This window comes from Bacterioplanes sp. CLAM21 (assembly GCF_059641015.1).
Genome location: NZ_CM184929.1, coordinates 2,171,627 through 2,196,293 on the forward strand (window position 1 = coordinate 2,171,627; position 24,667 = coordinate 2,196,293).

The window sequence follows — 24,667 nt, forward strand, 5'->3', positions numbered from 1 at the left end:
CTAAGCAGACAAGTTAAATGAGCGCAGCTCGAAGGTGCCGCAAGCATCGTCTATGCACCAGCCTTGCTGTTCACTCCAATCCCCCAATACCCAGCGTTCGCGCGCCACTCCCTCGTGGGTCCAGCGGTGAATGTGGGGTCTGTGGGTATGGCCATGAATCAGCCAATCGACTTGGTGCTGGCTCATCACGGCATCCACGTCCTGCTGAGTGACGTCCATAATGTCATCGCTTTTCATCTGCTGACCGCTCTGACTTTCACTGCGCACCTGGCGGGCAAAGGCCACCCGCTGTTCGAGTGATTGTGCCAGAAATTGGCGCTGCCAATCCGGGTTGCGTAGCATTTGTCTGAGCTTTATGTACTCAGTGTCGCGGGTGCACAGGCTGTCACCATGCATCAGCAGCACCTTGCGGCCGGCCAGCTCGATCACATACGGATCGGGAAGCAGTGTCGCTCCGGTCTGCTGGCAGAACTGCTCACCCAGTAAAAAGTCGCGATTGCCGTGCATCAAAAACAGCTGCGTACCTTGTTGGGTTAGCTGTCCTAATGCCGCAATCACGCTTTGGGTGAGCTCGTCCTGATAGTCATCGCCCATCCAGACTTCAAAGAAATCTCCCAGGATGTAAAGCTGGTCCTGGGGCTCAATCTTGTGCAGAAAGTCGACAAAGCCTGCCGTCATAGCAGGCTTCGCAGCTTCCAGATGCAGGTCTGAAATGAAGAAGCAGGTCATCAGTCGATGATTTCAGCTTTTTCGATGATCACGTCTTCGACCGGAACATCCTGATGGCCGGCAGCCATGGTCGTTTTAACGGCCTTGATGCGATTAACCACATCCATACCATCGGTTACCTTGCCAAACACGCAGTAGCCCCAGCCTTGCATGTCTTTGCTGGTGTGGTTTAAGAAACCATTGTCAGCAACGTTGATGAAAAACTGTGCGCTAGCCGAGTGTGGGTCCATGGTACGTGCCATGGCGATGGTGCCAACGTCGTTGGTGAGACCGTTGTCGGCTTCGTTTTCAATCGGTGCCTTGGTCTCTTTTTGCTTCATGCCCGGCTCCATGCCGCCGCCTTGCACCATAAAGCCATCGATCACACGGTGAAAGATGACGCCGTCGTAAAAGCCATCACGGACATAGCTTTCGAAGTTCGCGGCCGTTTTCGGCGCCTTTTCATGGTCAAGTTCCAGGGTGATGTCGCCAAAATTGGTCTGCAAACGAATCATATACGCTTCTCCAGTTCAAATGCGGTATCCCCAAAGCTGGGGGAGGGCGTATAATAGCGTCTTTTTGCCGCTCCCGCAGCGCCGGGACAAAACCCAGATGAAGACGGACATCCATGACTGATACTGCTCCAACCAGTAATAATTTTGTCGCCAAAATCGTTGAGGAAGACCTCGCCAGTGGCAAAGTCAGCCAGGTGGTCACACGTTTCCCACCGGAGCCAAATGGCTACTTACACGTTGGCCATGCTAAATCTATTTGCCTGAACTTCGGCTTGGCTGAGCAGTTCGGTGGTCAATGCTACTTGCGCTTTGACGACACCAACCCGGAAAAAGAAAGCCAGGAATACATTGATGCCATCCAAGACGACGTGCGCTGGTTAGGTTTTCAATGGCAGGGCGATGTGCGCTATTCATCGGATTACTTCGATACCCTGTTTGAATATGCCTTGGAGCTGATCAAGGCGGGTAAGGCCTATGTTTGCAGCCTAACGGCAGCGCAAACGGAAGAATACAAGGGTGATTTTAATCGCCCGGGAAAACCTAGCCCATTCCGTGAGCGCAGTGTTGAAGAAAACCTCGACATGTTTGCGCGCATGCGTGCTGGTGAATTCGCCGATGGTGAGCATGTTCTGCGCGCAAAAATTGATATGTCGGCGGGCAATATGAATCTGCGTGATCCGATTCTTTATCGTATTCGTAAGATTCATCATCACCAAACCGGTGATAAGTGGTGCATTTACCCGACCTACGATTTTACGCATGGTCAGTCCGACGCCATTGAAGGCGTGACTCATTCGGTATGTACGCTGGAATTTGAAGATCATCGTCCTTTGTACGACTGGTTTATCGAAAACTTGCCAGTGCCAGCCAAACCACGTCAGTACGAATTTGGTCGTCTTAACCTGAATTACACCGTCACATCCAAGCGTAAGTTGAAACGTTTGGTGGACGATGGTGTTGTCGCGGGTTGGGATGATCCGCGTATGCCGACGATTTCGGGCATGCGCCGCCGTGGTTTTACCCCGCGCTCGGTGCGCAACTTTTGCCAGATGATCGGCGTGAGTCGCAGTGATGGTATGGTCGACGTCGCCATGTTAGAGCATGCTCTGCGTGATGATTTAAATAAACATGCGCCGCGTGCCATGGCGGTTTTGAATCCACTGAAAGTGGTCATCGAAAATCTGCCGCAAGATCACCTTGAAATGCTGTCGGCGGAATATCATCACGAGCTTGATTTGGGCCAGCGGGAAATTCCGTTTACCCGTGAAATCTTTATTGATCAGGAAGATTTTAAAGAAGAATACAGTAAAAAATTCAAGAAAAAGTTTACCCCAGGCAAACGTATTCGCCTGCGTCACAGTTATGTGCTTGAAGCCGTTGATTATGATAAAGACGATCAGGGTAATGTGACCTTGGTGCGAGCCAAGCTCATTGATAATACTTTGGGCCAGGATCCAGAGGATGGTGATAAGCCTAAAGGTGTAGTGCACTGGGTGTCGGCCAGCGAAGCGCTGGCGGCCGAAGTGCGCTGGTACGAGCGTTTGTTCACTAGCGCAACACCGGATAAAGGTGAAGGCGACTTTATGGACAACGTCAACACTGATTCTCTGACGGTACGCACTGTTATGGTCGAGCCTGCTCTGGCCCAGGCCAATAACGAACAAGTGTATCAGTTTGAGCGCGAAGGCTATTTTGTCGCTGATCGTTTTGATCACAGCGCAGAAAAGCCTGTTTTTAACCTCACCATCGGTTTGCGTGAGGACAAATCTTTGTCACAACCGACCTCAGAAAAGGAGTAATACATGTCATTGACCATTTACAACAGCCTAACTCGCCAAAAAGAGGCTTTTCAGCCACTGACTGCTGGCAAGGTGGGCATGTATGTCTGTGGCATGACAGTGTATGACTACTGTCACCTGGGCCATGCCCGGGTGATGCTGGCCTTTGATGTCATTGCGCGTTATTTGCGCCACCGCGGTTATGATGTGAACTATGTGCGCAACATTACCGATATCGACGACAAAATCATTCAGCGCGCCAATGAAAATGGTGAAGTGTATACCGCGTTGACGGAGCGTTTTATTCACGAAATGAACGTCGACGCCGAGCGTTTGGGTATTTTGCCGCCGGATGCGGAGCCGCGTGCGACCGCCCATATTGGCGATATTATTGCTATGGTCGAAGCGCTGATTGAGCGCGGTTTTGCCTACGCTGCCGATAATGGCGATGTTTATTATTCGGTGCGTAAATTCGACGGTTACGGCAAATTGTCGGGCAAAATTCTGGATGAACTGGAAGCCGGTGCCCGAGTGGATGTTGATCAGCATAAGCGCGATCCGCTGGATTTTGTGTTGTGGAAGGCCGCTAAAGCTGATGAGCCCCATTGGGAGTCGCCTTGGGGCATTGGTCGCCCGGGCTGGCACATTGAGTGCTCGGCCATGTCGACCTGCTGCTTAGGTAACAATTTCGATATTCATGGCGGTGGCCCGGACCTTAAGTTCCCGCATCATGAAAATGAAATTGCGCAAACGGAAGCTGCAACCGGTGAAACCTACGCCAATACCTGGATGCATGCCGGTGCGGTGCGGGTGGATGGTGAGAAAATGTCGAAATCGTTGGGCAACTTTTTCACCATTCGGGAAATTCTCGATAAATACCCGGCCGAAGTGGTGCGCTTTATGTTATTGGCCAGCCATTATCGCAGTCCGATTAACTACAGCGAAGAGAGCCTGAAAGACGCTCAGCAAAAACTGGAGCGGTTTTACAACGCGTTGTCGCAGTGTGCGGATGTGCCACCAGCGAATGTTGAAAATGAGTTCTCACAGCAGTTTTATGCTGCTATGGACGATGACTTCAACACCGCTGAAGCCATTGCTGTGCTGTTTGAGCTGGTGCGTGCGCTAAATAAGGCGGGCGGTGAGCAGCAACAAATATTGGCGGCTCAGTTGCGCTATTTGGGCGCGGTACTTGGCTGTTTGCAAGATGATCCACAAGCTTTCTTGCAAGGTGGTGATGTTGACGCTGCTTGGGTTGAGCAGATGATTCAAAAACGTGCCGATGCCAAAGCAAGCCGTGACTTTGCAACTGCAGATCAGGTGCGTGATGAGCTGGCCGCTGCTGGTGTTGTTTTGCGCGATAGCCCTGAGGGTACCAGCTGGTCGATGGGGACTTAATCCTACTCGCTAGTGCTTTAAGAAGGCCGCTTTGGTTGTCGCCAAAGCGGCTTTTTTGTATGGCTAGATTTGATACTGACGGCAGTAGGGGATGTTGCTTTACACCATAAAATCATTCAGTTTTATTTGATATCGATTGGGGTCGACGGCCTGAATGATTTCGTCTTGATTGCTGGGGCGGGATAAATCCAGCAGCTCTACCGGTAAATACTGTTTTTTAACTGAGTGGTAAATCACTTTTACAAGAGGCGTGCGTTGATCGCTTTCACCACTTTCGATGACTACCGCTAAGCGGCCACTGCGTAACTTCACCAGTGATCCGACCGGATAAATGCCCATTGAGCGAATAAAGCGATGAACCAGGCTTTCTTCTAAATGGGTGCCGCTCCATTCCAATAACTTTTTCATCGCTGCTGTCGGTGGCAGGCCTTTGTGATAGACCCGATCGGCGGTGATGGCATCATAGACGTCGGCAATGGCGCACATTTTTCCTTCGCGGCAAATATCGCAGCCATGTAAGCCTTCTGGATAGCCGCTGCCGTCAATGCGTTCGTGATGTTGTGCCGCCACGTTCACGGTGAGTGGTGCAATGCCTGGGGTTTGTTGCAATAAATCACGGCTGTGGGCGACGTGCTGGCGCATAACGATAAACTCTTCGTCGCTGAGTTTGCCCGGCTTGTGCAAAATATCATCGGGAATCATGACCTTGCCAATGTCATGTAACATGGCGCCTAATACGGCTTGTTGCATACTGTCTCGGTCGAGTTCCATAGAGCGCGCGAAAATGCCCATTAATACCGCGAGGTTGACCGAATGCTCGAGCAAATAATTGTCTTTTTGGCGAATGCGCCCCAAGCAGGCCAGCGCGTTGTGATTGCGTAATACCGAATCGACCATGCCGCCGGAGAGCTCTTCAAATGCCTCAACCTCAATAGGTCGGCCCATCTTCACATCATGCAGTACATTACTGACCAGTCCCTTGGCTTCATCATGCAGCTTGGTGGCTTTGCGCAGCTCCTGCTGGCTGCTGACTTTGGCAGTTTGATCTGGTGTTAGCTGGGCGGCCTTTTCGAGTTTTTGTTGGTTGTGCTGCTCAACTTCTGTTTCCGGAATGCCATCCACATCCAAGCCGCGTTCTGGGTCTATATAAACTTCGCTAATGCCGCGCTTACGTATGCCATCAATGGTGGCTTCGTCAGGTACACGGCCTTGTTTTTGGTAGTTATGGTGTGGAATCCAGTCGCAGTTGAGATCCGCCACATACATGCCGGGTCGCAGCTGGTCGACGGATATTTTCTTTTTCATAGAAACTAGGGCATGTCTTGGTTGATGCCAGTATAGGCAGCGCTGACGGAGAGCCTATTTTTTGTTGCTGGCTCTGGCTTTAGCAGTTGAGGAGCGGCAGAAAAATCAAAGCCAACGTCGTCCTCTAAAGCCTCTGAATCAGGCTTTAAGCCACAGCTGGCGCCGGTGCTAGGGAGGGGGTTAGTGCTGGCTGGATGTTTCACGGCGGCTGCTCTCCATGGGTTCGCCCACTACCAGTGTGGGATCGATACGGGCATTGTTCAAGCTCACGGTCCAATGTAAATGTGGACCTGTGGCGCGCCCGGTGGCGCCAACCGTACCGATGATGGTGCCTGCGGCTATTGTGTCGCCTGTGTTCACGCTGATGCTGTCCATATGGCACATCATGCTGATCAGCCCCTGGCCGTGATCAATAAATACACTGTTGCCATTGAAATAAAAGTCGCCCACTAATACGACTTTTCCACTGGCCGGTGCCTGGATCGGTGTACCTTTGGCGGCGGCGATATCAATGCCGCTGTGGGGTTTGCGTGGCTGGTCGTTGAAAAAGCGGCGCAAGCCAAATGGCGAACTGACCGGACCTGTGATAGGCCAGCGAAATTCAGGCCAGTGAGGGGTGTTTTTTGTGCTGAATCCCTGATAAACCGGCGCCATCTGGGCAAATTCTTGCTGAATTCGTTGCAGTGCCTGTGGCGACGGCTCAACATGCTGACGCTTTACCGTCAGCCGCTGCTCGGCATATTGGTGTGACTTAATGTCCAGGGTGACGGGGGCATGGTTGACGGTGACCGTAATGGATTGGCTTTGCGTCAGTGGAATACCGATCAGTGCATGCCAGCCTTTCTGGCTGCGAACTGTCATGACAGGCTTGCCGTCCAGTGCCACATGAGGTGGCTGCTCACTATTAGGCAGATCTAGCTTCCACAGGCCACCTGGAATGGCTTCATGGTTGGGCAAGCTGATAGCATAGCTGCTGATAAGCCAGCACAGTAGGGCAAATGCTCTCATGTCGCTGACTCCACCTTGGTGACCATACAATGCAGCTGCCCCTGCTGAAGCCGTGTGATAACCGTACTGTTCACGGCGACGTCGTTGCTGTCGCGAATCACGGCGCCTTCTTGGTTTTGCACGATGGCGTAGCCGCGTGTCAGTACCTGCAGCGGACTTAGGCTATTCAGCAGGTGTACGTTGTGTGCCAGAGCCTCGTGCTGATGTTGAAGATGGTTGTTGATGGCACGGGATAATTGCTGCTGCAACTGGCTCAGCTGTTGTTGTTGCTGAGCAATAATGCGCTCTGGATGACACAGTTGTAAGCGCGTGCTACGGGCTGTGAGGCGCTCCTGACGCTGCTTTTGCTGTTGCTGCCAAGCACGTTGCAGGCGTATTTCCAACTGATCGAGACGCTGATTTTGGTCTTGCAGCTGTCGCAGGGGAGAGCGTAAACGTTGCTGCAACACCTGCAGTGCCTGACTGGCCAAACGTTGCTGCTGTTGCTGCTGATGCCATAGTCGTTTGGCCAGCTGCGAAAGTCTTTGCCGCAGTAGCGAGCGGTCGCTGGATAGTAGCTCGGCGGCCGCAGAGGGCGTGGGCGCACGCAAATCGGCCACCAAGTCTGCAATGCTGGTATCGATTTCGTGGCCAACGGCGCTGATGACTGGTAGCTGGGAGCCTGCGATCGCATGCGCTAAACGCTCGTCATTAAAGCACCACAAATCTTCCAGTGAGCCGCCGCCGCGCGACAGCAAAATAACGTCCGCACGTTGATCGCGGTTGGCCCGTTGCAAGCTGGCGATAATCATGGCCGCAGCGCTGCTGCCTTGCACCAGTGTCGGATAAATATCGACCTCTATGCCCGGATCCCGGCGCTTTAATACCGTTAATATATCGTGCACGGCGGCCCCGCTGGGGGAGGTGATTAAGGCAATGCGTCGAACAGGAGGCAGCTCACGTTTACGACTGGCATCAAATAAACCTTCTGCCAGCAATTTCTTTTTCAGGGCTTCAAACGCCTGTAATAAGGCGCCTTCGCCTGCGGGCTTCATGCTGTCGACAATAAGCTGATAATCGCCGCGGGCGCTGTATAAACTCACTTTGGCGCGCAACTCCACTCGGTCGCCCACCTTAGGGTCAAACTTCAGCTGTGACGTACGAGAGCGAAACATGGCGCATCTGACCTGGGCCGCCTCATCCTTTAGTGTGAAATACCAATGGCCGGAGCTGGGTCTGGAAAGGTTGGATAATTCGCCTTCAACGCGCACTTGGGCAAAGGAAATTTCCAGTAGCTGTCTGGCGCGCTCATTCAGCTGGCTGACGCTGAATACGGCATGCTCGCTACCACGTGAATTCATACGCTGTCATGGCTCTGTCAATAATTTGGGATAAAAGAGTAACAGGTTCACATCTTCAGGTCGCGTTCAGGCGTTTGCCGACAATATGGCCTAGTTACCCTTTTGGGTCGTAGACATTAGCGGCCTATGCGGCTAATTTAAAAAGCACTTCAGCTCAGCTGAGTTAACCAAAGAAAAGGAAGGTACTATGAAAAAAATGATTGCAGGCGCCATTTTGGTTGCTGCTTCTTCTGTTGCGATGGCTGATCATGGACCAGCAGGTTGTGGTTTGGGTACTGCGGTAGTATTCCCTGACGCAAACGAATGGCATGAGCATGTACTGGCTGCAACGACCAATGGTACTTCAGGTAACCAGACCTTCGGTATGACCTCTGGTACCCTGAACTGTCAGGATGCTAATGGTCCTCTGGCGCAAACTCAGGCTTTCATTGACGACAATATGGATCAGCTGGCCTTGGACGCTGCTAAAGGCCAAGGCGAAACTCTGGCTGCTCTGGCTGAAGTAATGGGTGTTGCTGCTGATGATTCTGCAGCGTTTAACAGCACTGTTCAGTCAAACTTTGATAGCATGTTCCACGCTGATGCGACTTCAGGCTCTGCATATGAAGCGCTGAAAACTGCAATGGCGAGCAGCGAGCAGCTGAAAAAATACGTCGGCTAATTGATAGCTTGCGAAAAAAACGCGCCGCTGGCGCGTTTTTTTATGCGTGTGTCGAAATGAAATCTACTATGGAGTGAGTCTGCGTGCGTTGGGTTTTGGCTACGTTGGCTTTATCATTGAGTTTGCCAACTTGGGCGAATGCTTCTGTTTCTTTAGAGGCAGTGGCTGAGCAAAAACAATGGCAACATTTATTGCACTATCGAATGCATTGGGATGGCAATACCTACAGTCAAAACGATAGTCCAGAGTTTTTTTTACACCCTGATGGCAAATATAATGCTTCTGCCGAACTAACGGCGTCGCTGCAAGCCTTTGCTGAAACTGGCTTGGCAGCAAATGAATCGGCTCAATGCCGTTTTCCGGCGCGTTATCATTGGTTAAAACGAGTGCTGCCTGATCGCGAGTTTATTGATCAATCGTGCCCTGAATTTGAGCGCTGGCGAAGTGAGTTAAATGCTCATTCTCTGACGTTAATCTTTCCCGCCTCGCACATTAACTCGCCGTCCTCTATGTATGGCCACACCTTAGTGCGGTTGGATCGTGAAGACCCGAACAGCAGCAAATTATTGGCATACAGCGTAAATTTTGCAGCTAATGCCGACAGTACCGATAATGAGCTGGTGTTCAGTTACAAGGGTCTAACGGGGGGCTATCCCGGGGTGGTGTCTGTGCTGCCATATTATGTGAAGACCAATGAGTATCAGCACATGGAATACCGCGATGTGTGGGAGTATCCATTAACTCTGACACCGGCAGAAGTCGACCAGTTTGTTCGCCATATCTGGGAAACTCAGGACACTGAGTTCGACTATTTCTTTTTTGACGAAAATTGTTCCTATCGATTATTGGCTTTAATTGATGCTGCCAGCGAGCGCGCAAATTTAGCACAACAGTTCTTTTTAACTGCCGTGCCGGTGGATACGATCCGCGCTTTGAAAGACCAGAATTTTGTTGCTGGGGCGGTATATCGCCCATCGGCCGCGGCGCAGTTGAATTCGGCCAGTGAGCAAGTGTCTGAGCGTGTTCGGCAGGTGTCGAAAGATCTGGTCGACCAGCAGAGCGATATCGAAGCCTTGCTCAGCGGTCTTAGTGATCAGCAGCAAGTTCAGGCGCTGGAGCTGTCCCATGCCTATGCACGCTATTTGGCAGTGAAGAAAAAACAGGCCAGTCCAGAGCTTAGACGTCGCACTTTACAGCTGTTGTCGGCGCGGGCAAAAAGACCAATGGATAGCGGCTTTGCCGACGTTGAGGTGCCGACGGTGCGCGACGATGATGGTCATTTATCGCGCCGTATGGGAATCGGTGCTGGTCATCAGCAAGATGATTTTGTCGATGTGTTCTGGCGCCCTGCTTATCACGATGTGCTGGATTTAGCCGATGGTTATGTTCCCGGTTCACAAATTCAAATGGGTTCCAGTCAATGGCGCCTGTGGCAAGATGGTGACGTGCGCCTGCAGCGCTTTACCGTGATCGATGTGTTGTCTTTAAGTCCTCGTGGCTTTTATCAGCAGCCTTGGTCTTGGGGGGTCAGTACTGGCGTTAAACGGTTTATTGGCCAACAGCAGGAACTGCACGGCTATTTGCATGTAGGCTTTGGTCAAACGGTGAATCTGGCGGGTGGTCGAGCTTATGCGTTGGGTGAAGCCCAATTGTTGGCAGATAATCAAATTGATGAGGGCTATCAGCTAACACTGGGGCCCAGAGTCGGCTGGCTGTATCAAAGCAGCGTTGCCAATGCTCAGTTGGAGGCTAACTGGCAACCCGTACTGGCTGGTGCTGAGTATGAGCGCAAACAGTTGACTGCGTCGATAACCGCAAGGCTAAGCCAGCAATCGCAGCTGCGTTTTCATTGGCAACGTCAGTGGTTTAGTCAAATGGGCATGAATGAGTGGCATATCAGCTATCAGCAATATTATTGAGGCTGGGGCGGTGGCAATGGTGGTTTAGTCAGAGCTGTTAAGCATGTGTGTGAAAAGTGTATTGCGTATCGGTGTACTGTTGTGTGCGTTAGCATTAGCTGGCTGCGGCTCATTAAGCAGTCTGTTTTTTTACCCGCAGCAGGTGTGGATTCAAACCCCGGCCAATGTCGGTTTGGCTTATGAAGATATTCAGCTAACTGCCGAAGATGGCACTCAATTGCATGCTTGGTGGTTACCAGCAGAACAGCCCGGCGATTGGGTAGTGTTGTTTTTACACGGCAATGCAGAAAACATTTCCAGTCATTTTCGCAACATTGATTGGCTCCCGGCGCAGGGCGTGTCGGTGTTGGCGTTGGATTATCGCGGCTATGGCGCATCGGAAGGTAGCCCTATGCTACCTGCGGTGTTTATGGATATCGAAGCGGCCACAGCTTGGCTGCAACAACATTATCCGCAGAAAAAGCTGGCGGTTCTGGGGCAAAGCATTGGCGCGGCCTTGTCCGTGCCCTTTGTTGCCAAGGCCCAGCAGCGGTATGGCATTGATGCGCTAATTGTCGAGGCGCCGCTGGCTCGTTATAGTCAGGTGGCGCGCCATGCGCTGAGTCACAGCTGGGTTGGTTATATATTATGGCCGGCTACTTGGTTGTTGTCGGATGACTGGGACCCAATAGACTACGCCGCTCAAATTGACGTGCCTGTTTTGGTGATGCACAGTCCAGATGATGAGGTGATCCCCTATCAGCAGGGGCGGGAGGTATACTCCGTTTTAGCTGCACCAGCTTGCTGGCTGGATAGTCAGGGTGCTCACATAGGCAGTTATCAACTGCCACACATGCGCCAGGCGTTGTTGCAGTTCTTGCGTGATCAGTCCTGTGTGAATGAACCGGCGCTGCTGTAGCGCCGGTTGGGAACTTAGCTACCGCGAACGACGGTGCAGTATTTTGAGAAGAACCATAGGATTGAGCTCACTTCTGAGTCAACGGTTGCTACTTTCTTAATACCACCGGCCGCTTTTGCAGCGTTGATGCTTGCATCGCCTTGAGCGATCAAGCCTAGGATGTTGGTTGCACAAGCGCGGCCTTCTTTTGATGTGTCAGCATTGCTGTCATCAGCCATGCCTTGGTACTTGACGTCGGTGAGCAGCATGCCTGTGCCAACGGGGGTTGGTGCTAGAGCACAGCCGGAAGACATGGCAGCGATGCTGGCAATGACGGCCACTTTAGCGATTAACTTCATTTTCATATCCTTTGATTAGCTATAGATGTAGCCCCTGACGGGGAGGGCAGAGTTTATCGTCGGGACTGAGTGGCGGCTACTGCGCGAAGTCATGGTTGGCGCACATTGGCTAATGCGTGATGGTAACCTCGGAGGGGCTTGTTTGATTTGTACTGTACTGATCGAGTCCAGCATTTCATGACCGTTTGTGCAGGTTTTTGCGCGGCCTGGCCATGTGATTTGTGCTTTTAATTGGCGCCTGCTTTCGGCTATAATGCCGCGCCTTCTACATTCCCGTTCTGGAAGGCACTCTATGTTGCGAATCGCTCAGGAAGCACTCACCTTTGATGATGTGCTATTAGTCCCCGGCTACTCTGAAGTCTTGCCCAACCAGGTTTCCCTGACCACCCGTCTGACCAAAAACATCAGCTTGAATGTGCCTTTGATTTCGGCGGCAATGGATACCGTTACTGAAGCCCGTCTGGCGATTGCTATGGCCCAGGAAGGCGGTTTGGGTGTCATCCATAAAAACCTCACTGCTGAGCAGCAAGCGGCTGAAGTACGTAAGGTGAAAAAGTACGAAAGCGGTGTGGTGGTTGATCCGATTACCGTCAGCAGCAGCACCAGCATTCGTGAACTGCTGGCCTTGACCGAGCAGCACAATATTTCTGGCATGCCGGTGGTCGATAACGGCGAGCTGGTGGGCATCGTCACCAGCCGTGACGTACGCTTTGAAACCAACCTCGATGCCAGCGTGTCCAGCGTCATGACCCAGCGCGATCGTCTAGTGACGGTCAAAGAGGGCACTAGCCCCAGCGAAGTGCAAAAACTGCTGCACGTAAATCGCATTGAAAAGGTCCTGGTGTTAAACGACGCCGGCAAGCTGACAGGCTTGATGACGGTGCAGGACATCGAAAAATCCCGCGCTTACCCTAATGCCGCTAAAGACGATAAGGGTCGTTTGTTGGTGGCGGCAGCCGTGGGCACCGGTGCTGGCACCGAAGAGCGTTGTGAGCTGTTGGTGAATGCCGGTGTTGACGTGATTATTGTTGATACTGCCCATGGTCATACCAGCAATGCTTCTGGCACCGGTGTGATGGATCGCGTGCGTTGGTTGAAAGAAACCTACCCACAAGTGCAAGTGATTGGCGGCAATATCGCTACTGCCGCAGCGGCTATTGATCTAGCCAAAGCCGGTGCCGATGCTGTGAAAGTCGGCATTGGCCCAGGCTCTATTTGTACTACTCGTATTGTTGCCGGTGTGGGTGTGCCACAAATTTCTGCCATTGCTAATGTGGCCGCAGCGATGGAAGAGTACGGTGTGCCTGTGATCGCCGATGGCGGTATTCGCTTCTCAGGCGATATTGCCAAAGCCATCGTCGCTGGTGCCAGTGTCATTATGGTCGGCTCCATGCTGGCCGGCACCGACGAAGCGCCGGGCGAAGTTGAACTATACCAAGGCCGTGCTTATAAATCGTATCGTGGCATGGGCTCTTTGGGTGCCATGGGTCAAAGCCAGGGTTCGTCCGATCGTTACTTCCAGGATAAAAAAGCCGGCGTTGATAAGCTGGTGCCGGAAGGTATCGAAGGCCGTATTGCCGTTAAAGGCCCGGCCTCTGCGGTGGTGCATCAATTAATGGGCGGCGTACGTGCAGCTATGGGGTATACCGGTTGTGCCACCATTGACGACATGCGTACCAAGCCTGAATTTGTCAAAATTACCGCAGCGGGCATGCGTGAGTCTCACGTGCACGATGTACAGATTACTAAAGAAGCCCCTAATTACCGTCTAGGCTAATTTCGTGGCCCGACCGTTGCTTAGGTCAGCGGTTTAAGAACTCAGGGGATGACGTGTCATCCCCGTTTTTGCTTCTACTCGATTGGAATTATTTATGTCCCAAGACATCCACGCTCAGCGCATTCTGATTCTTGATTTCGGTTCACAATACACCCAGTTGATCGCTCGACGCGTGCGCGAAATTGGCGTGTTCTCAGAAATTCGCGCTTTTGATATGAGCGAAGAAGAAATTCGCGAGTATAACCCTAGCGGTATTATTCTGGCCGGTGGTCCTGAGTCCGTGACTGAAGGTGGCTCACCGCGAGCCCCTGAGCTGGTATTTAACATGGGCTTGCCGGTACTGGGTATTTGCTACGGCATGCAAACTATGGCCGAGCAGCTGGGCGGTAAAGTAGAAGGCTCTAGCATTCGTGAATTTGGCTATGCCCAGGTGCAAGTCGAAGGCGATAGCCGTTTGCTGCATGACATTAAAGACCATGTGGATGGCGATTCTGGCAAATCTTTGCTCGACGTATGGATGAGCCACGGCGACAAGGTCGTCGCCATGCCAGAAGGCTTTGAACTGATGGCCTCCACGCCAAGCTGTGCCATTGCCGGTATGTACCACGCCGAGAAAAACTTCTTTGGTGTTCAGTTCCATCCAGAAGTAACTCACACTTTGCAGGGCAAGCGCTTATTAGAGCACTTTGTGCTGGAGATTTGTGGCTGTGACGCGCTGTGGACGCCCGCCAAAATCATCGAAGACCAAATCGAGCGCGTGCGCGCTCAGGTCGGCAGCAATAAAGTGTTGCTAGGTCTGTCTGGCGGCGTGGATTCATCCGTGGTGGCAGCGCTGTTGCACAAAGCCATTGGTGATCAGCTGACCTGTGTGTTTGTTGATAATGGTCTGCTGCGTAAAAACGAAGGCGATATGGTGATGGACATGTTCGCTAAGAACATGGGTGTTAAAGTCATTCGTGCCGATGCCGAAGCGCTGTTTTTGGGCAAATTGGCGGGCGTTAGCGATCCAGAAGCCAAGCGCAAAGTTATCGGCAATACCTTTATTGAGGTATTCGATGAAGAAGCCGCCAAGTTAAAAGACGTTCCTTTCTTGGCTCAGGGCACCATTTACCCAGACGTGATTGAATCGGCAGCGGCCAAAACTGGTAAGGCCCATGTGATTAAATCGCACCATAATGTCGGCGGTTTGCCTGACGACATGAAAATGGACCTGGTCGAGCCTTTGCGTGAACTGTTTAAAGACGAAGTGCGCAAAATTGGCTTAGAGCTGGGTCTGCCATATGACATGGTGTATCGCCATCCGTTCCCAGGCCCAGGCTTGGGTGTGCGCATTTTGGGCGAGGTCAGCAAAGAATACGCCGATATTCTGCGTGAAGCCGATGCCATCTTTATTGAAGAGTTGCACAATGCCGACTGGTACCACAAAACGTCCCAGGCGTTTGCGGTGTTTATTCCACAAAAATCCGTCGGTGTGGTGGGCGATCAGCGTCGCTATGAATGGGTCATTGCCCTGCGTGCGGTGGAAACCATCGACTTTATGACGGCACGTTGGGCGCACTTGCCTTACGAGCTGTTAGAAAAAGTCTCTAACCGTATTATTAACGAGATCGAGCATGTCTCCCGTGTGACCTATGACGTATCGTCTAAGCCACCGGCCACCATTGAGTGGGAATAAATAAAAAAGAGCGGCTTTGCCGCTCTTTTTTTGGATAATTGCAATGCATCACAATAACCCCCATCAAGGCGAATATCCCATGGCTGAGCTGCTGCAGGCACTGCCTGAACTGCAGCAATTTACTCGCCTGGGTAAACGCGGCCAGACCACCATTGATTTCACCCATGCCGATGCGGTTCTGTGTTTGAATCGTGCCTTATTAAAACACTATTACCAGATTGATCATTGGCAGATTCCAGCGGGCTATTTATGCCCACCGATTCCTGGGCGGGCAGACTATATTCATAGTCTGGCGGATATCATTGCCGAGCTGGACTGGCCCAAGCCGGTAACTGTGTTAGACATAGGCACAGGTGCCAATCTAATCTACCCGATACTTGCTGCTCGCAGCTTTCGCTGGCGGGCAATAGGCGCAGATATTGACCCAGTGGCAGTGCAGAGTGCTAAAACCATTGTTGAGGCTAACCCGATATTGCGTGGCAAGGTCGACATTCGCCAGCAGCCAGGCAGGGGCATTTTGCGAGGTATTATTAAAAACGGTGAAAAAATACACGCCACCTTGTGTAATCCACCGTTTTATCGCGATGCGGCTGAAGCTGAGCGGCATAATCAGCGCAAATGGAAAAATCTGGGGCAAAAAACCGGTCAGCGCAATTTTGGTGGTCAGCACAATGAGTTGTGGTGCGACGGTGGTGAAGCACAGTTTTTACGCCAAATGATCGATGAAAGCGTCGAGTTTGCCGGTCAGGTCGGTTGGTTTACCAGCTTGGTTGCCAGTCATAAAAACATTCCAGCGCTGCAAGGGCGGCTTAAGGATGTTAATGCTGTTGAAGTACGTGTGGTTGAAATGGCGCAAGGGCAAAAGCGCAGCCGCTTAATTGCCTGGCGGTTTTAAGTTCAACGAATGGTAGGGTGGAGATGGTGAAAAGTAGCAGAGTTAAAAGACTGCGCACTCTATGGCTGGCTTGCCTATTGTGCTTGGTGGCCACAGCCAATGCCGAGATTTATCGCTATCAAGACGAAAACGGTCGCTGGGTCTTTAGCGATAAAAAGCCAGAAAAAGATCATCCAGTTGAAGCCGTCGAAGTCAACATCACCAAGCCAGCGCAACACACCCCCGAGCTATACGAAAAACGCCAAGGCCAGCTGCGCCAATTATGGTTACATAACCCGTATTTTGCGCCGGTGCAGGCTGCGGTGCGCTCCGATATGTTTGAGCGTGGCCATAAAGTGCTGATGTTAGAGCCAGACAGTCATACCTTGGTGGCTGAACGTGATGCACCATGGCCTGCGTACGAACTGGGCTACGTCATCGGCTCGCCCAAGGCCAAACACAGCGATGTGCTATATCGCATTCCATTGCCTGAGCAGCAGTTTTTTCAGGTGACTCAGGGTTTTGGTGGCCAGTTCTCCCATAACCACCCCAGTGGTTATCATGCCATTGATATTGCTATGCCCATTGGTAGCTATATTCATGCAGCTCGCAGCGGTACCGTGATTTGGGTAAAAGACGATTATCACTTAGGCGATGCCCAGCAGTTCTTTTTAGACAAAGCCAATTACGTATCCGTGCTACATGAGGACGGCACTTATGCTGTTTATGCGCATATTCTGCAGGGCTCTGCCATGGTCAAACCCGGCGAGCAGGTCAAGGCGGGTGATGCTTTAGCGCGCTCTGGTACCTCGGGGTATTCAACCGGGCCACATTTGCATTTTGTTGTTCAGCGCAACGCAGGTTTCAGGACTTTGTCCGTTGCCCATAAATTTGCAGATGATCAAGGCAGGGCTTTTGTGCCAGTGCCTGGTATAAAGGTCAGTGGCAGTGGGCGGATCAGTAAACCGTGAGTCGTTAATCCCGCCGCATCAACCCTATGCGCCTTAACGAGCGTTGGGCGTGGGTTTGATGGCGGCTACTTTGCTGTAGGGTTTCTTCAACAAAGGCCAGGTGGTCGTTAACGGCCTGTTGAGCGGCCTGTGCATCACGCGCCAGTACGGCGTCTTTCATTTTCTCGTGCTGATGGCGAATGGCGGCGCGACGATCTTCTTTGATGTACAAAAATTCTAAATTGGCAGCGATGGTCTGTTTAAATAAATCAAATAACGCCCGCATCGAGTGCAATAGCACCGCATTGTGGGAGGCTTCGGCAATTGACAGGTGAAAGCGCCAATCCAACTCGGCTTCTTGCTCGGCACCAATACGGCGCTCGTGGCCATCCAGCCACTGCTGATAGCGCTGTTCGATCAGTATTAGATCATCCTCGGTGGCACGCAGCGCGGCATAGTGGGCAGCGACCTCTTCTAATGCGTGGCGAAATTCTAATAAGTCGTAATTAAATTCTGGATGGCTTTTAAATAATTGGCTGAGTGGGTCGACAAAGGACATGCCAATATCGTCGGCAATAAAGGTGCCGTCACCTTGACGGCGCACCACCAGTGATTTGGCCTCCAGCTTTTGCAGTGCCTCGCGTAGCGATGGGCGTGAGACGTCAAACTGCGCTGCCAGTTCGCGCTCGGCAGGTAGCTTCTGACCCGGTGACAGGCTGCCCTCCAGAATCATACTTTCCAGTTTCTCTGCCAGAACATCGGACACTTTGCGTGCTTTTACGGCTGACGAGTACATGCTGGCTGCTACCTTTATTGCTGGCTGATTGTCTGCCACTAAGGTCGTATCCCTGACATGGCCGATTCTGACGGCTGTTATTGACCTCGCTTTGGCATCTGCGTAACGTAACACAAAATGATAATTGGACAAATGGTAAGACCAATTAGAGATGGGTTCTGATGGCTATGGTTGTTATAGCGCCACAGTGCTAGGTACTTACCAATTAAGGGGCTGCCCCTGTTAACCGTGAGCGCATTAACATGACATCGTCTTCTTCTCGTCACTATCCGTCGCTACCGTCCCAGGTGTATTTGATGGGTACCTGCTTAGTGGACAGTTTTGATCCGCAAGCCGGTATGGATGCCATTCAATTTCTGCAACATCAGGGCATTGAGGTGTTGTTTCCACAGCAGCAATCCTGCTGTGGTCAGCCGGCGTTTAATTCGGGCTTTGATGATGAGGCGCGCCAGGTGGCGCGCCAGCAGTTAAAGGCGTTTTGTGCCGACATTCCTGTGGTGGTGATGATGGGCTCCTGTGCCGCCATGCTGCACTGTGATTATGCGCGCTTATTCGAAGGCCAGCCGGAAGAGACGCAAGCCAAAGCATTGGCAGCGCGCACCTTTGAATTTACTGAGTTTGTGGATCGGGTGTTGTGTTTACCGCCGTTGCCGGCCTCTGGCGAGTCTGTGGTATTGCATACCTCTTGCAGTGCGCGGCGCAGCATGGGCGTGGCGGAGTGTCATCAACGGGTATTGCAAAACAGCGGTGTTGAGGTAATAGAGCCAGATCGTGTGACCGAATGCTGCGGTTTTGGTGGCACCTTTGCGTTAAAACAAGGCGATATTTCCGCTGCCATGGCCTTTGATAAAGCCGAGGCGGTGGCGGCTTGCGGCGTTGATACTTTAGTCAGTGCCGATTGCGGTTGTTTAATGAATATTGGCGGCACTTTGGCCAAACAAGGGCGGCCCATTCAAACACGTCATATTGCTAGCCTGTTGCGCCAGCGCCAGGAGGAATCACTATGACGGTACAAAACTATGATCCAGCCATGATGGCGGCGGATGTCGATAATGATGAAAAAGCCTTTGCCGATCTGCGCCAGCGTCACTTTAAAGCACGGGCAAAATTGTCGTTAGAGAATGAGCAGCTGCGTGGCAGTTTTTTAGGCGCAACGGGTTTTTTACAGTCCAAACGCCGTTCGGTATTTGAAGACACTAGCGAACTTGAGTACTTGCGCGATCGCGGTGAAGCCATTCGTCAGCAAAGCCTGGCGCAGCTGCCCGATTTGCTCGAAACCCTAGAAAAAAACCTCACAGCCAATGGCATTCAAGTGCACTGGGCCGAAACCGCCGAGCAAGCCTGCGGAAAAGTGCACGCTATTTTAGCCATGAATAATGCGCGCACTGTGGTGAAAGGCAAATCCATGGTGAGTGAAGAAATTGAGCTTAACCATTATTTAGAAAAGCAGGGCATCGAATGCCTAGAGTCGGATATGGGCGAATATTTGGTGCAACTGGCGAAAGAAATGCCGTCGCACATTATTATGCCCGCCATACATAAAACCACGGCACAAATCGCACGCTTAATGCACACTCGCGCCGAGCGCAGCGATGGTCAGCCCGTGCCTTACACCGAAGATGTCGACGAGCTGATAGGCAATGCCAGAGCGATTTTGCGCGATAAATTTGCCAGCGCCGATGCCGGTATTTCAGGCGTCAATATGGCCATCGCCAACACCGGCACCTTGTGTTTGGTTGAAAATGAAGGCAATGGTCGCATGAGTACCACGGCGCCACCAATACACATTGCGATTACCGGTATTGAAAAAGTGGTGGCCGATTTAGCCGACGTGCCTGACTTGCTCAGCTTGCTGACCCGCAGCGCCACCGGGCAACACATCAGCACCTATTTTAATATGATCTCGTCGCCGCGTAAGGCCGGTGAATTGGACGGCCCTGAGCAAGTGCATCTGGTATTGGTCGATAATGGCCGCTCGCGCATGTTTAATCACCCACAATTAAAACCGACCTTACAGTGCATTCGCTGCGGCGCCTGTATGAACCATTGCCCTGTGTATGCACGCATTGGCGGCCATGCCTATGGCTCGACTTACCCAGGCCCCATAGGCCAAGTGGTGACGCCGCAGATGCAAGGGTTGGATAAACAAGGCGAACTGGTGTCGGCTTGTACCTTAAACGGCGCCTGCGGCGAGGCCTGCCCGGTGCGCATTCCACTGCCTAAATTAATTCGTGAATTACGCCACGAAGCCAACTCGACAGCGGCCATCAGCGAGTTGGATATTCCCGGCAAAGGCAGTCAGCGCCATTTAGGCGAAGCCTTACTATGGAAGGGTTGGGCCTTGGCTCATCAGTATGGGCCTGTGTATCGCAGCATGACCTGGGCGTTAAGTCGCTGCCGTTCGTTAATGCCGAATCGTTTAGGCGCTTGGACGGCGACTCGCACTATGCCAACACCGGCGGCAAAAAGCTTGCACGAATTAGCAAAAGCGGCGGGCATTCAACAGCAGCCGACGAGCGCGGAGGATCCATCATGAGCGATGCACGCAATGCTATTTTACAGCGCTTACGTCAGGGCCAAGCGCAGCAAGCCAAGCCAGCTGAAGTCCCGCTACGCTCACCCAGCCAGACATCGTTGGATGATTTTTGTGAGCATTTGCAAAATGCCCATGCGCAGGTGATTTATTGCCACCCCAGCGACTGGCTGAGCACTGTCGTACAGCGCTTAGCTTCGCTTGGCGGCAGTTTGGCCTGCGGTCGCAGTGCTGAAGGGCAGCAGCTGTATCAAGCGGCGGTTGAACAGGGGCTTAATGTTTGTTGGTACGACGAGCAACTCGATAAGCAACAGCTATTTAATCAGATAGATGTGGGGTTTTCTGTGGCCCAAGCCGGCTTAGCCGCGACCGGCAGCTTAGTGGTGGAAACCGGCCCCGATGAGCCCAGAATGTTATCTCTGGTGCCGCCGTTAAGCATTGTGTTGCTGCGCCGTTCAACGCTTCTGGCGGATTTTAATGCCTATGTGCAGCGCCGTGGCGATGCTGTTATGCCAACGAATTTATTGCTGATCTCCGGCCCCAGTAAAACTGCCGATATTCAGCAAACCTTGGCCTACGGTGCCCATGGGCCAAAACAATTATGGGTATTATTGCTTGATGACAGTGACTTTATGACTCAGTTAAATGCTCAAACAGATGAGCATGCTAGTGGAGATCAGCCGTCATGAATGGGCAGAGTTCGAATATTGATCGTTTTTTAGCTGAGCTGTGTTCGCAATTTGATTCTGATCGTATTATTACAGATCCGCTGCGCACCTTGGCTTATGGTACCGATGCGTCGTTTTATCGCTTAACGCCTAAGGCGGTGATTGATGTTGATGACGAACGCGAAGTGGTGCTGCTGCTGAACTTGGCCCAGCGTCATCAAGTGGCTTTAACCTTTCGAACGGCGGGAACCAGTTTATCTGGCCAGGCCGTGACGGATTCGGTCTTGGTGCGTTTAAGCCCAGCCTGGAATCATCACGAAATTATTGCCCAAGGCGCGCAGCTTAAGGTTCAGCCTGGGGTGATTGGTGCCCAAGCCAATCGCTGGTTGGCGCCTTTTCAGCGTAAAATTGGCCCAGATCCGGCATCGATTAACACTGCCAAAATCGGTGGCATAGTCGCCAATAATGCCTCGGGCATGTGTTGTGGTACGGCACATAATAGCTATCAAACCATCGCCAGTATGCGTGTGATCTTGGCCGACGGTAGCGTATTAGACACAGCAGACAGCCACTCGCGTCGCCAGTTTATCCGTCAACAACCAGAGTTAATTGCGGCCATTGAATCATTGCGTGATCAGGTGGCGCAGGATAACCGTTTGGCCGAACGTATTCGCAAGAAATTCAGCATAAAAAATACCACCGGCTACAGTCTAAATGCCTTTACTGATTTTGACGATCCCATCGATATTATTCAGCACTTGATGGTGGGCTCAGAAGGAACCTTAGGTTTTATTTCCGAAGTGACCTACAACACAGTCGAAGAACAGACCCATAAGGCCTCGGCATTATTATTGTTTGCCGATATCGAGCAAACCAGTCGGGCAGTCACGGCGTTAAGCCACACTCAGGTGGCAGCGGTTGAGTTGATTGATCGGGCCGGTTTGCGCAGCGTTGAAACAAAAGCTGGCATGCCAGAGTATTTACAGCAGCTAAGCGAGCAAGCAGCAGCGCTCTTAGTTGAAGTGAGAGCCAACAGTGATGCTGAACTGGAGGCACAATTGCAGCAGGTGCAAGCAGCTCTGGCTCCATTTGATACCTTGCTGCCAACAGTCTTTACCACAGATGCCGCCACCTGCCAACGCTACTGGAATATTCGCAAAGGTTTGTTCCCGGCGGTGGGATCGGTGCGAGAAAAAGGCACCACAGTCATTATCGAAGATGTTGCTTTTCCAGTCGAAAAACTTGCATCAGCCGTGTTAGAGCTGCAAGCGCTGTTTAAAAAATACCATTACAGCGAGGCGATTATTTTCGGCCATGCCCTGGCGGGTAATTTACATTTTGTATTTACCCAAAACTTTACCGACCCTCAAGAAGTTAAGCGCTACGCCAAATTTATGGACGATGTGTGCCTGTTGGTGGTCGGTCGTTACGATGGTTCGTTAAAGGCCGAGCATGGCACTGGCCGTAATATGGCGCCCTTTGTTGAAATGGAGTGGGGCAAAGCCGCATACGATATGATGTGGCAGATCAAACAGGCCTTTGATCCACACGGGATATTAAATCCGGATGTGGTGCTGAGCCATAATCCGCGTACTCATATTGAACACTTAAAGCCCATTCCCGTGGCTCATGAGTTAATTGACCGCTGCATAGAGTGCGGTTTTTGTGAGCCGGTGTGTCCATCTCGTCATCTGACGTTAACGCCCAGACAGCGCATTGTGGTGATGCGCGAGCTAGAACAGCAACGGCGTAGTGGTTTAAATGATAATTTCAAACAGTTATTGGCCGACTATCAATATCAGGGGGTGGATACCTGCGCAGCCGATGGTTTGTGCAGTTTGGCATGTCCGGTCGGGATTAATACCGGTGATCTCAGTCGTGAGCTAAGGTCCAGGCGTAATCATAAATATCAGCGCAGCGCCGATTGGGTTGCGCAGCATTTTTCTACCGTTAGTGAAGCCAGCCGCCAGGCGTTGCAATTGGTCGATATCACCCAGCGTGTGCTGGGCAGCAGCAAGCTGGAAGCGACCAGCACAGTGGCGCATAAAATCAGCGGGGGGAAGCTTCCCAAATGGCACCCCGCCATGCCGTCGGCGGCTAAGCGTGATGTTAGAGCGGCATCGTCCAGTCAGGCAAAGGCCGATATCATTTATTTCCCTAGCTGCGCCAGTCGTACGATGGCACCGCCACAAGCCCAGCAGGACAGGCGATCGTTAGTTCAGGTGACGCAGCATTTGGCGCGCAAAGCGGGCTTAACGTTGCAGCTATTAGCTGAGCAAGAGCAATACTGTTGTGGCATGCCCCTCGATAGCAAAGGCCACTTTAGCCAGGCCGAGCGCATGGCTGAGCAGCTGAATACCGCCTTGTTGGCTGCCAGCGACGGCGGCCGAATACCGGTGATGATAGATACCAGTCCCTGTGCCTTTCGTATGCAGCAACGGCTCGACCCGGCCATTCAGTTGTTAGATCCCATTGCTTTTGCCGAACGCTATTTATTGCCTCGATTGCAGCTACAGCGCAGCACAGAGCCGCTGGCGGTGCATATTACTTGCTCTAGTCGAAAGTCTGGCCAAGATCAGCAGATGATTGCATTGGCCCGGCAATTGAGCGATAACATTGTTGTGCCCGAGGATATTCATTGCTGTGGTTTTGCAGGCGATAAAGGCTTTGTCCAGCCTGAACTTAATGCGGCGGCCTTGGCGCCATTAAAAGGTCAGGTACTTGCTTGTCAGCAAGGAGTATCGACCAGTCGTACCTGTGAAATTGGCTTGAGTCATCATGCTGGTATTCCTTATCACGGCTTATTTTATCTACTTGATCGACAGTCGCGCGCCAAAGCCTGATAGCCTGTCTTTACACCATGGCTGGGTGTTTTACTATTCAGAGGTTCCTAAGGTAAATGCGGCGTATACCATTTGTGAATCTGTTTGCGACAAGAGGGCAATGCCAATGAGCAGTTTTACCCGACTACATCCGGAAACCACCGGCCTTTTGATTATTGATGTGCAAGGCAAGTTGGCAGAGCAAATGCACGATTATGATGGCATGTTACAGTCATTGTCGCGCTTGATTCGTGGTGCCAAATTGATGGGGTTGCCCATTATCACTATGGAGCAGTTGCCCGACAAACTTGGGCCTACGCGTGAAGAAATTCGACCATTGCTCCCCAGTGCACCCTTGTCTAAAAGCAGCTTTAGCGGTTTAGGTGAGCGCACTATTTTAGAGACCATTGATGCCAGCCATTGCCATCAATGGTTAGTGGCCGGCATCGAAGCCCATGTTTGTGTTTATCAAACGGTGATGGATTTATTAGAGCAGCGTCATCAAGTGCACCTAGTCACCGATGCCATTCGCTCACGCAGTGACGCTAATCGCCGTTTAGCCTTAGATAAAATGCAGACCATGGGCGCCGATATTACCTCGGTGGAAATGGCGTTGTTTGAGCTGCAAAAACAGGCCCAAGGGGATGTGTTTAAGCAGCTGATTCAGATTATTAAATAGGTTTGCTCTATCGTTCAGTGATGCGGCG

General features: G+C 51.8%; 21 protein-coding genes. 14 read left to right on the forward strand and 7 right to left on the reverse strand.

Annotation, left to right across the window (positions count from 1 at the left end; genetic code table 11):
* Complete coding sequence (locus AC55FS_RS10030; RefSeq protein ID WP_496932109.1) at positions 1-678, reverse strand: UDP-2,3-diacylglucosamine diphosphatase; 678 nt, start codon at positions 676-678, stop codon at positions 1-3.
* A 50-nt stretch (positions 679-728) separates the two neighbouring features.
* Entirely contained in the window at positions 729-1,223 is a 495-nt protein-coding gene (locus tag AC55FS_RS10035; RefSeq protein ID WP_496932110.1) for a peptidylprolyl isomerase, read from the reverse strand.
* 113 nt (positions 1,224-1,336) lie between these two features.
* Here AC55FS_RS10035 and AC55FS_RS10040 point away from each other — a divergent pair, with 113 nt between their 5' ends.
* The gene (locus AC55FS_RS10040; RefSeq protein WP_496932111.1) at positions 1,337-3,022 is read left to right on the forward strand and encodes a glutamine--tRNA ligase/YqeY domain fusion protein; all 1,686 of its coding nucleotides are present in this window, start codon (positions 1,337-1,339) and stop codon (positions 3,020-3,022) included.
* Positions 3,023-3,025: 3 nt separating this feature from the next.
* Positions 3,026-4,396: a cysteine--tRNA ligase gene (gene cysS, locus AC55FS_RS10045; RefSeq protein WP_496932112.1), complete on the forward strand. Its 1,371-nt coding sequence runs from the start codon at positions 3,026-3,028 to the stop codon at positions 4,394-4,396.
* A gap of 99 nt (positions 4,397-4,495) precedes the next feature.
* Here the strand turns inward: cysS and AC55FS_RS10050 are convergent, their stop codons facing one another.
* From AC55FS_RS10050 to xseA, 3 genes are all read right to left on the reverse strand, one after another.
* A complete protein-coding gene (locus tag AC55FS_RS10050; RefSeq protein WP_496932113.1) occupies positions 4,496-5,701 on the reverse strand; it encodes an HD-GYP domain-containing protein in 1,206 nt (401 codons plus the stop codon).
* A gap of 180 nt (positions 5,702-5,881) precedes the next feature.
* The gene (locus tag AC55FS_RS10055; protein ID WP_496932114.1) at positions 5,882-6,709 is read right to left on the reverse strand and encodes a peptidoglycan DD-metalloendopeptidase family protein; all 828 of its coding nucleotides are present in this window, start codon (positions 6,707-6,709) and stop codon (positions 5,882-5,884) included.
* Positions 6,706-8,049 (reverse strand): exodeoxyribonuclease VII large subunit, encoded by a 1,344-nt coding sequence (gene xseA, locus AC55FS_RS10060; RefSeq protein WP_496932115.1) that lies wholly within the window; start codon positions 8,047-8,049, stop codon positions 6,706-6,708. The genes AC55FS_RS10055 and xseA overlap by 4 nt, the downstream gene beginning before the upstream one ends.
* A gap of 187 nt (positions 8,050-8,236) precedes the next feature.
* Between xseA and AC55FS_RS10065 the strand changes: the two genes are divergently transcribed.
* The 3 genes from AC55FS_RS10065 to AC55FS_RS10075 all read left to right on the forward strand — a co-directional run bounded on the left by AC55FS_RS10065 (position 8,237) and on the right by AC55FS_RS10075 (position 11,527).
* Positions 8,237-8,710, forward strand: a complete 474-nt coding sequence (locus tag AC55FS_RS10065; protein ID WP_496932116.1) for a DUF3015 family protein — start codon at positions 8,237-8,239, stop codon at positions 8,708-8,710.
* 83 nt (positions 8,711-8,793) lie between these two features.
* Positions 8,794-10,629: an Lnb N-terminal periplasmic domain-containing protein gene (locus AC55FS_RS10070; RefSeq protein ID WP_496932117.1), complete on the forward strand. Its 1,836-nt coding sequence runs from the start codon at positions 8,794-8,796 to the stop codon at positions 10,627-10,629.
* 49 nt (positions 10,630-10,678) lie between these two features.
* Positions 10,679-11,527, forward strand: coding sequence for an alpha/beta hydrolase (locus AC55FS_RS10075; protein WP_496932118.1), 849 nt, complete (start codon positions 10,679-10,681; stop codon positions 11,525-11,527).
* A gap of 14 nt (positions 11,528-11,541) precedes the next feature.
* Here the strand turns inward: AC55FS_RS10075 and AC55FS_RS10080 are convergent, their stop codons facing one another.
* Positions 11,542-11,865 (reverse strand): TRL-like family protein, encoded by a 324-nt coding sequence (locus AC55FS_RS10080; RefSeq protein ID WP_496932119.1) that lies wholly within the window; start codon positions 11,863-11,865, stop codon positions 11,542-11,544.
* A gap of 292 nt (positions 11,866-12,157) precedes the next feature.
* Between AC55FS_RS10080 and guaB the strand changes: the two genes are divergently transcribed.
* From guaB to AC55FS_RS10100, 4 genes are all read left to right on the forward strand, one after another.
* On the forward strand, positions 12,158-13,642 hold the full coding sequence (guaB, locus tag AC55FS_RS10085) for an IMP dehydrogenase (protein WP_496932120.1): 1,485 nt from the start codon (positions 12,158-12,160) through the stop codon (positions 13,640-13,642).
* 94 nt (positions 13,643-13,736) lie between these two features.
* The gene (guaA, locus tag AC55FS_RS10090; protein ID WP_496932121.1) at positions 13,737-15,317 is read left to right on the forward strand and encodes a glutamine-hydrolyzing GMP synthase; all 1,581 of its coding nucleotides are present in this window, start codon (positions 13,737-13,739) and stop codon (positions 15,315-15,317) included.
* 43 nt (positions 15,318-15,360) lie between these two features.
* Complete coding sequence (rlmF, locus tag AC55FS_RS10095) at positions 15,361-16,212, forward strand: 23S rRNA (adenine(1618)-N(6))-methyltransferase RlmF (RefSeq protein WP_496932122.1); 852 nt, start codon at positions 15,361-15,363, stop codon at positions 16,210-16,212.
* A 23-nt stretch (positions 16,213-16,235) separates the two neighbouring features.
* A complete protein-coding gene (locus AC55FS_RS10100) occupies positions 16,236-17,162 on the forward strand; it encodes a peptidoglycan DD-metalloendopeptidase family protein (RefSeq protein ID WP_496932123.1) in 927 nt (308 codons plus the stop codon).
* Between the two features lie 4 nt (positions 17,163-17,166).
* Here the strand turns inward: AC55FS_RS10100 and AC55FS_RS10105 are convergent, their stop codons facing one another.
* A complete protein-coding gene (locus AC55FS_RS10105; RefSeq protein WP_496932124.1) occupies positions 17,167-17,937 on the reverse strand; it encodes a GntR family transcriptional regulator in 771 nt (256 codons plus the stop codon).
* A gap of 242 nt (positions 17,938-18,179) precedes the next feature.
* On the opposite strand from AC55FS_RS10105, the gene AC55FS_RS10110 reads away from it, so the two are divergent.
* The 5 genes from AC55FS_RS10110 to AC55FS_RS10130 all read left to right on the forward strand — a co-directional run bounded on the left by AC55FS_RS10110 (position 18,180) and on the right by AC55FS_RS10130 (position 24,639).
* Positions 18,180-18,944: a (Fe-S)-binding protein gene (locus AC55FS_RS10110; protein ID WP_496932125.1), complete on the forward strand. Its 765-nt coding sequence runs from the start codon at positions 18,180-18,182 to the stop codon at positions 18,942-18,944.
* Complete coding sequence (locus AC55FS_RS10115; RefSeq protein ID WP_496932126.1) at positions 18,941-20,473, forward strand: LutB/LldF family L-lactate oxidation iron-sulfur protein; 1,533 nt, start codon at positions 18,941-18,943, stop codon at positions 20,471-20,473. The genes AC55FS_RS10110 and AC55FS_RS10115 overlap by 4 nt, the downstream gene beginning before the upstream one ends.
* A complete protein-coding gene (locus tag AC55FS_RS10120; RefSeq protein WP_496932127.1) occupies positions 20,470-21,159 on the forward strand; it encodes a LutC/YkgG family protein in 690 nt (229 codons plus the stop codon). Before AC55FS_RS10115 ends, AC55FS_RS10120 begins: the two co-directional genes overlap by 4 nt.
* A complete protein-coding gene (locus AC55FS_RS10125; RefSeq protein WP_496932128.1) occupies positions 21,156-23,981 on the forward strand; it encodes an FAD-binding and (Fe-S)-binding domain-containing protein in 2,826 nt (941 codons plus the stop codon). The genes AC55FS_RS10120 and AC55FS_RS10125 overlap by 4 nt, the downstream gene beginning before the upstream one ends.
* Before the next feature lie 106 nt (positions 23,982-24,087).
* The gene (locus AC55FS_RS10130) at positions 24,088-24,639 is read left to right on the forward strand and encodes an isochorismatase family protein (protein ID WP_496932129.1); all 552 of its coding nucleotides are present in this window, start codon (positions 24,088-24,090) and stop codon (positions 24,637-24,639) included.
* Positions 24,640-24,667: the final 28 nt, after the last annotated feature.

What these genes read in the sequence shown, in the direction of transcription:
- AC55FS_RS10130 (WP_496932129.1), top strand. Translation starts at nt 24,088, where the DNA reads ATGAGCAGTTTTACCCGACTACATCCGGAAACCACCGGCCTTTTGATT.
- AC55FS_RS10110 (WP_496932125.1), top strand. Translation starts at nt 18,180, where the DNA reads ATGACATCGTCTTCTTCTCGTCACTATCCGTCGCTACCGTCCCAGGTG.
- AC55FS_RS10115 (WP_496932126.1), top strand. Translation starts at nt 18,941, where the DNA reads ATGACGGTACAAAACTATGATCCAGCCATGATGGCGGCGGATGTCGAT.
- AC55FS_RS10040 (WP_496932111.1), top strand. Translation starts at nt 1,337, where the DNA reads ATGACTGATACTGCTCCAACCAGTAATAATTTTGTCGCCAAAATCGTT.
- AC55FS_RS10065 (WP_496932116.1), top strand. Translation starts at nt 8,237, where the DNA reads ATGAAAAAAATGATTGCAGGCGCCATTTTGGTTGCTGCTTCTTCTGTT.
- guaB (WP_496932120.1), top strand. Translation starts at nt 12,158, where the DNA reads ATGTTGCGAATCGCTCAGGAAGCACTCACCTTTGATGATGTGCTATTA.
- AC55FS_RS10055 (WP_496932114.1), bottom strand. Translation starts at nt 6,709, where the DNA reads ATGAGAGCATTTGCCCTACTGTGCTGGCTTATCAGCAGCTATGCTATC.
- AC55FS_RS10030 (WP_496932109.1), bottom strand. Translation starts at nt 678, where the DNA reads ATGACGGCAGGCTTTGTCGACTTTCTGCACAAGATTGAGCCCCAGGAC.
- xseA (WP_496932115.1), bottom strand. Translation starts at nt 8,049, where the DNA reads ATGAATTCACGTGGTAGCGAGCATGCCGTATTCAGCGTCAGCCAGCTG.
- AC55FS_RS10100 (WP_496932123.1), top strand. Translation starts at nt 16,236, where the DNA reads ATGGTGAAAAGTAGCAGAGTTAAAAGACTGCGCACTCTATGGCTGGCT.
- AC55FS_RS10080 (WP_496932119.1), bottom strand. Translation starts at nt 11,865, where the DNA reads ATGAAGTTAATCGCTAAAGTGGCCGTCATTGCCAGCATCGCTGCCATG.
- AC55FS_RS10105 (WP_496932124.1), bottom strand. Translation starts at nt 17,937, where the DNA reads ATGTACTCGTCAGCCGTAAAAGCACGCAAAGTGTCCGATGTTCTGGCA.
- AC55FS_RS10120 (WP_496932127.1), top strand. Translation starts at nt 20,470, where the DNA reads ATGAGCGATGCACGCAATGCTATTTTACAGCGCTTACGTCAGGGCCAA.
- AC55FS_RS10050 (WP_496932113.1), bottom strand. Translation starts at nt 5,701, where the DNA reads ATGAAAAAGAAAATATCCGTCGACCAGCTGCGACCCGGCATGTATGTG.
- rlmF (WP_496932122.1), top strand. Translation starts at nt 15,361, where the DNA reads ATGCATCACAATAACCCCCATCAAGGCGAATATCCCATGGCTGAGCTG.
- cysS (WP_496932112.1), top strand. Translation starts at nt 3,026, where the DNA reads ATGTCATTGACCATTTACAACAGCCTAACTCGCCAAAAAGAGGCTTTT.
- guaA (WP_496932121.1), top strand. Translation starts at nt 13,737, where the DNA reads ATGTCCCAAGACATCCACGCTCAGCGCATTCTGATTCTTGATTTCGGT.
- AC55FS_RS10125 (WP_496932128.1), top strand. Translation starts at nt 21,156, where the DNA reads ATGAATGGGCAGAGTTCGAATATTGATCGTTTTTTAGCTGAGCTGTGT.
- AC55FS_RS10035 (WP_496932110.1), bottom strand. Translation starts at nt 1,223, where the DNA reads ATGATTCGTTTGCAGACCAATTTTGGCGACATCACCCTGGAACTTGAC.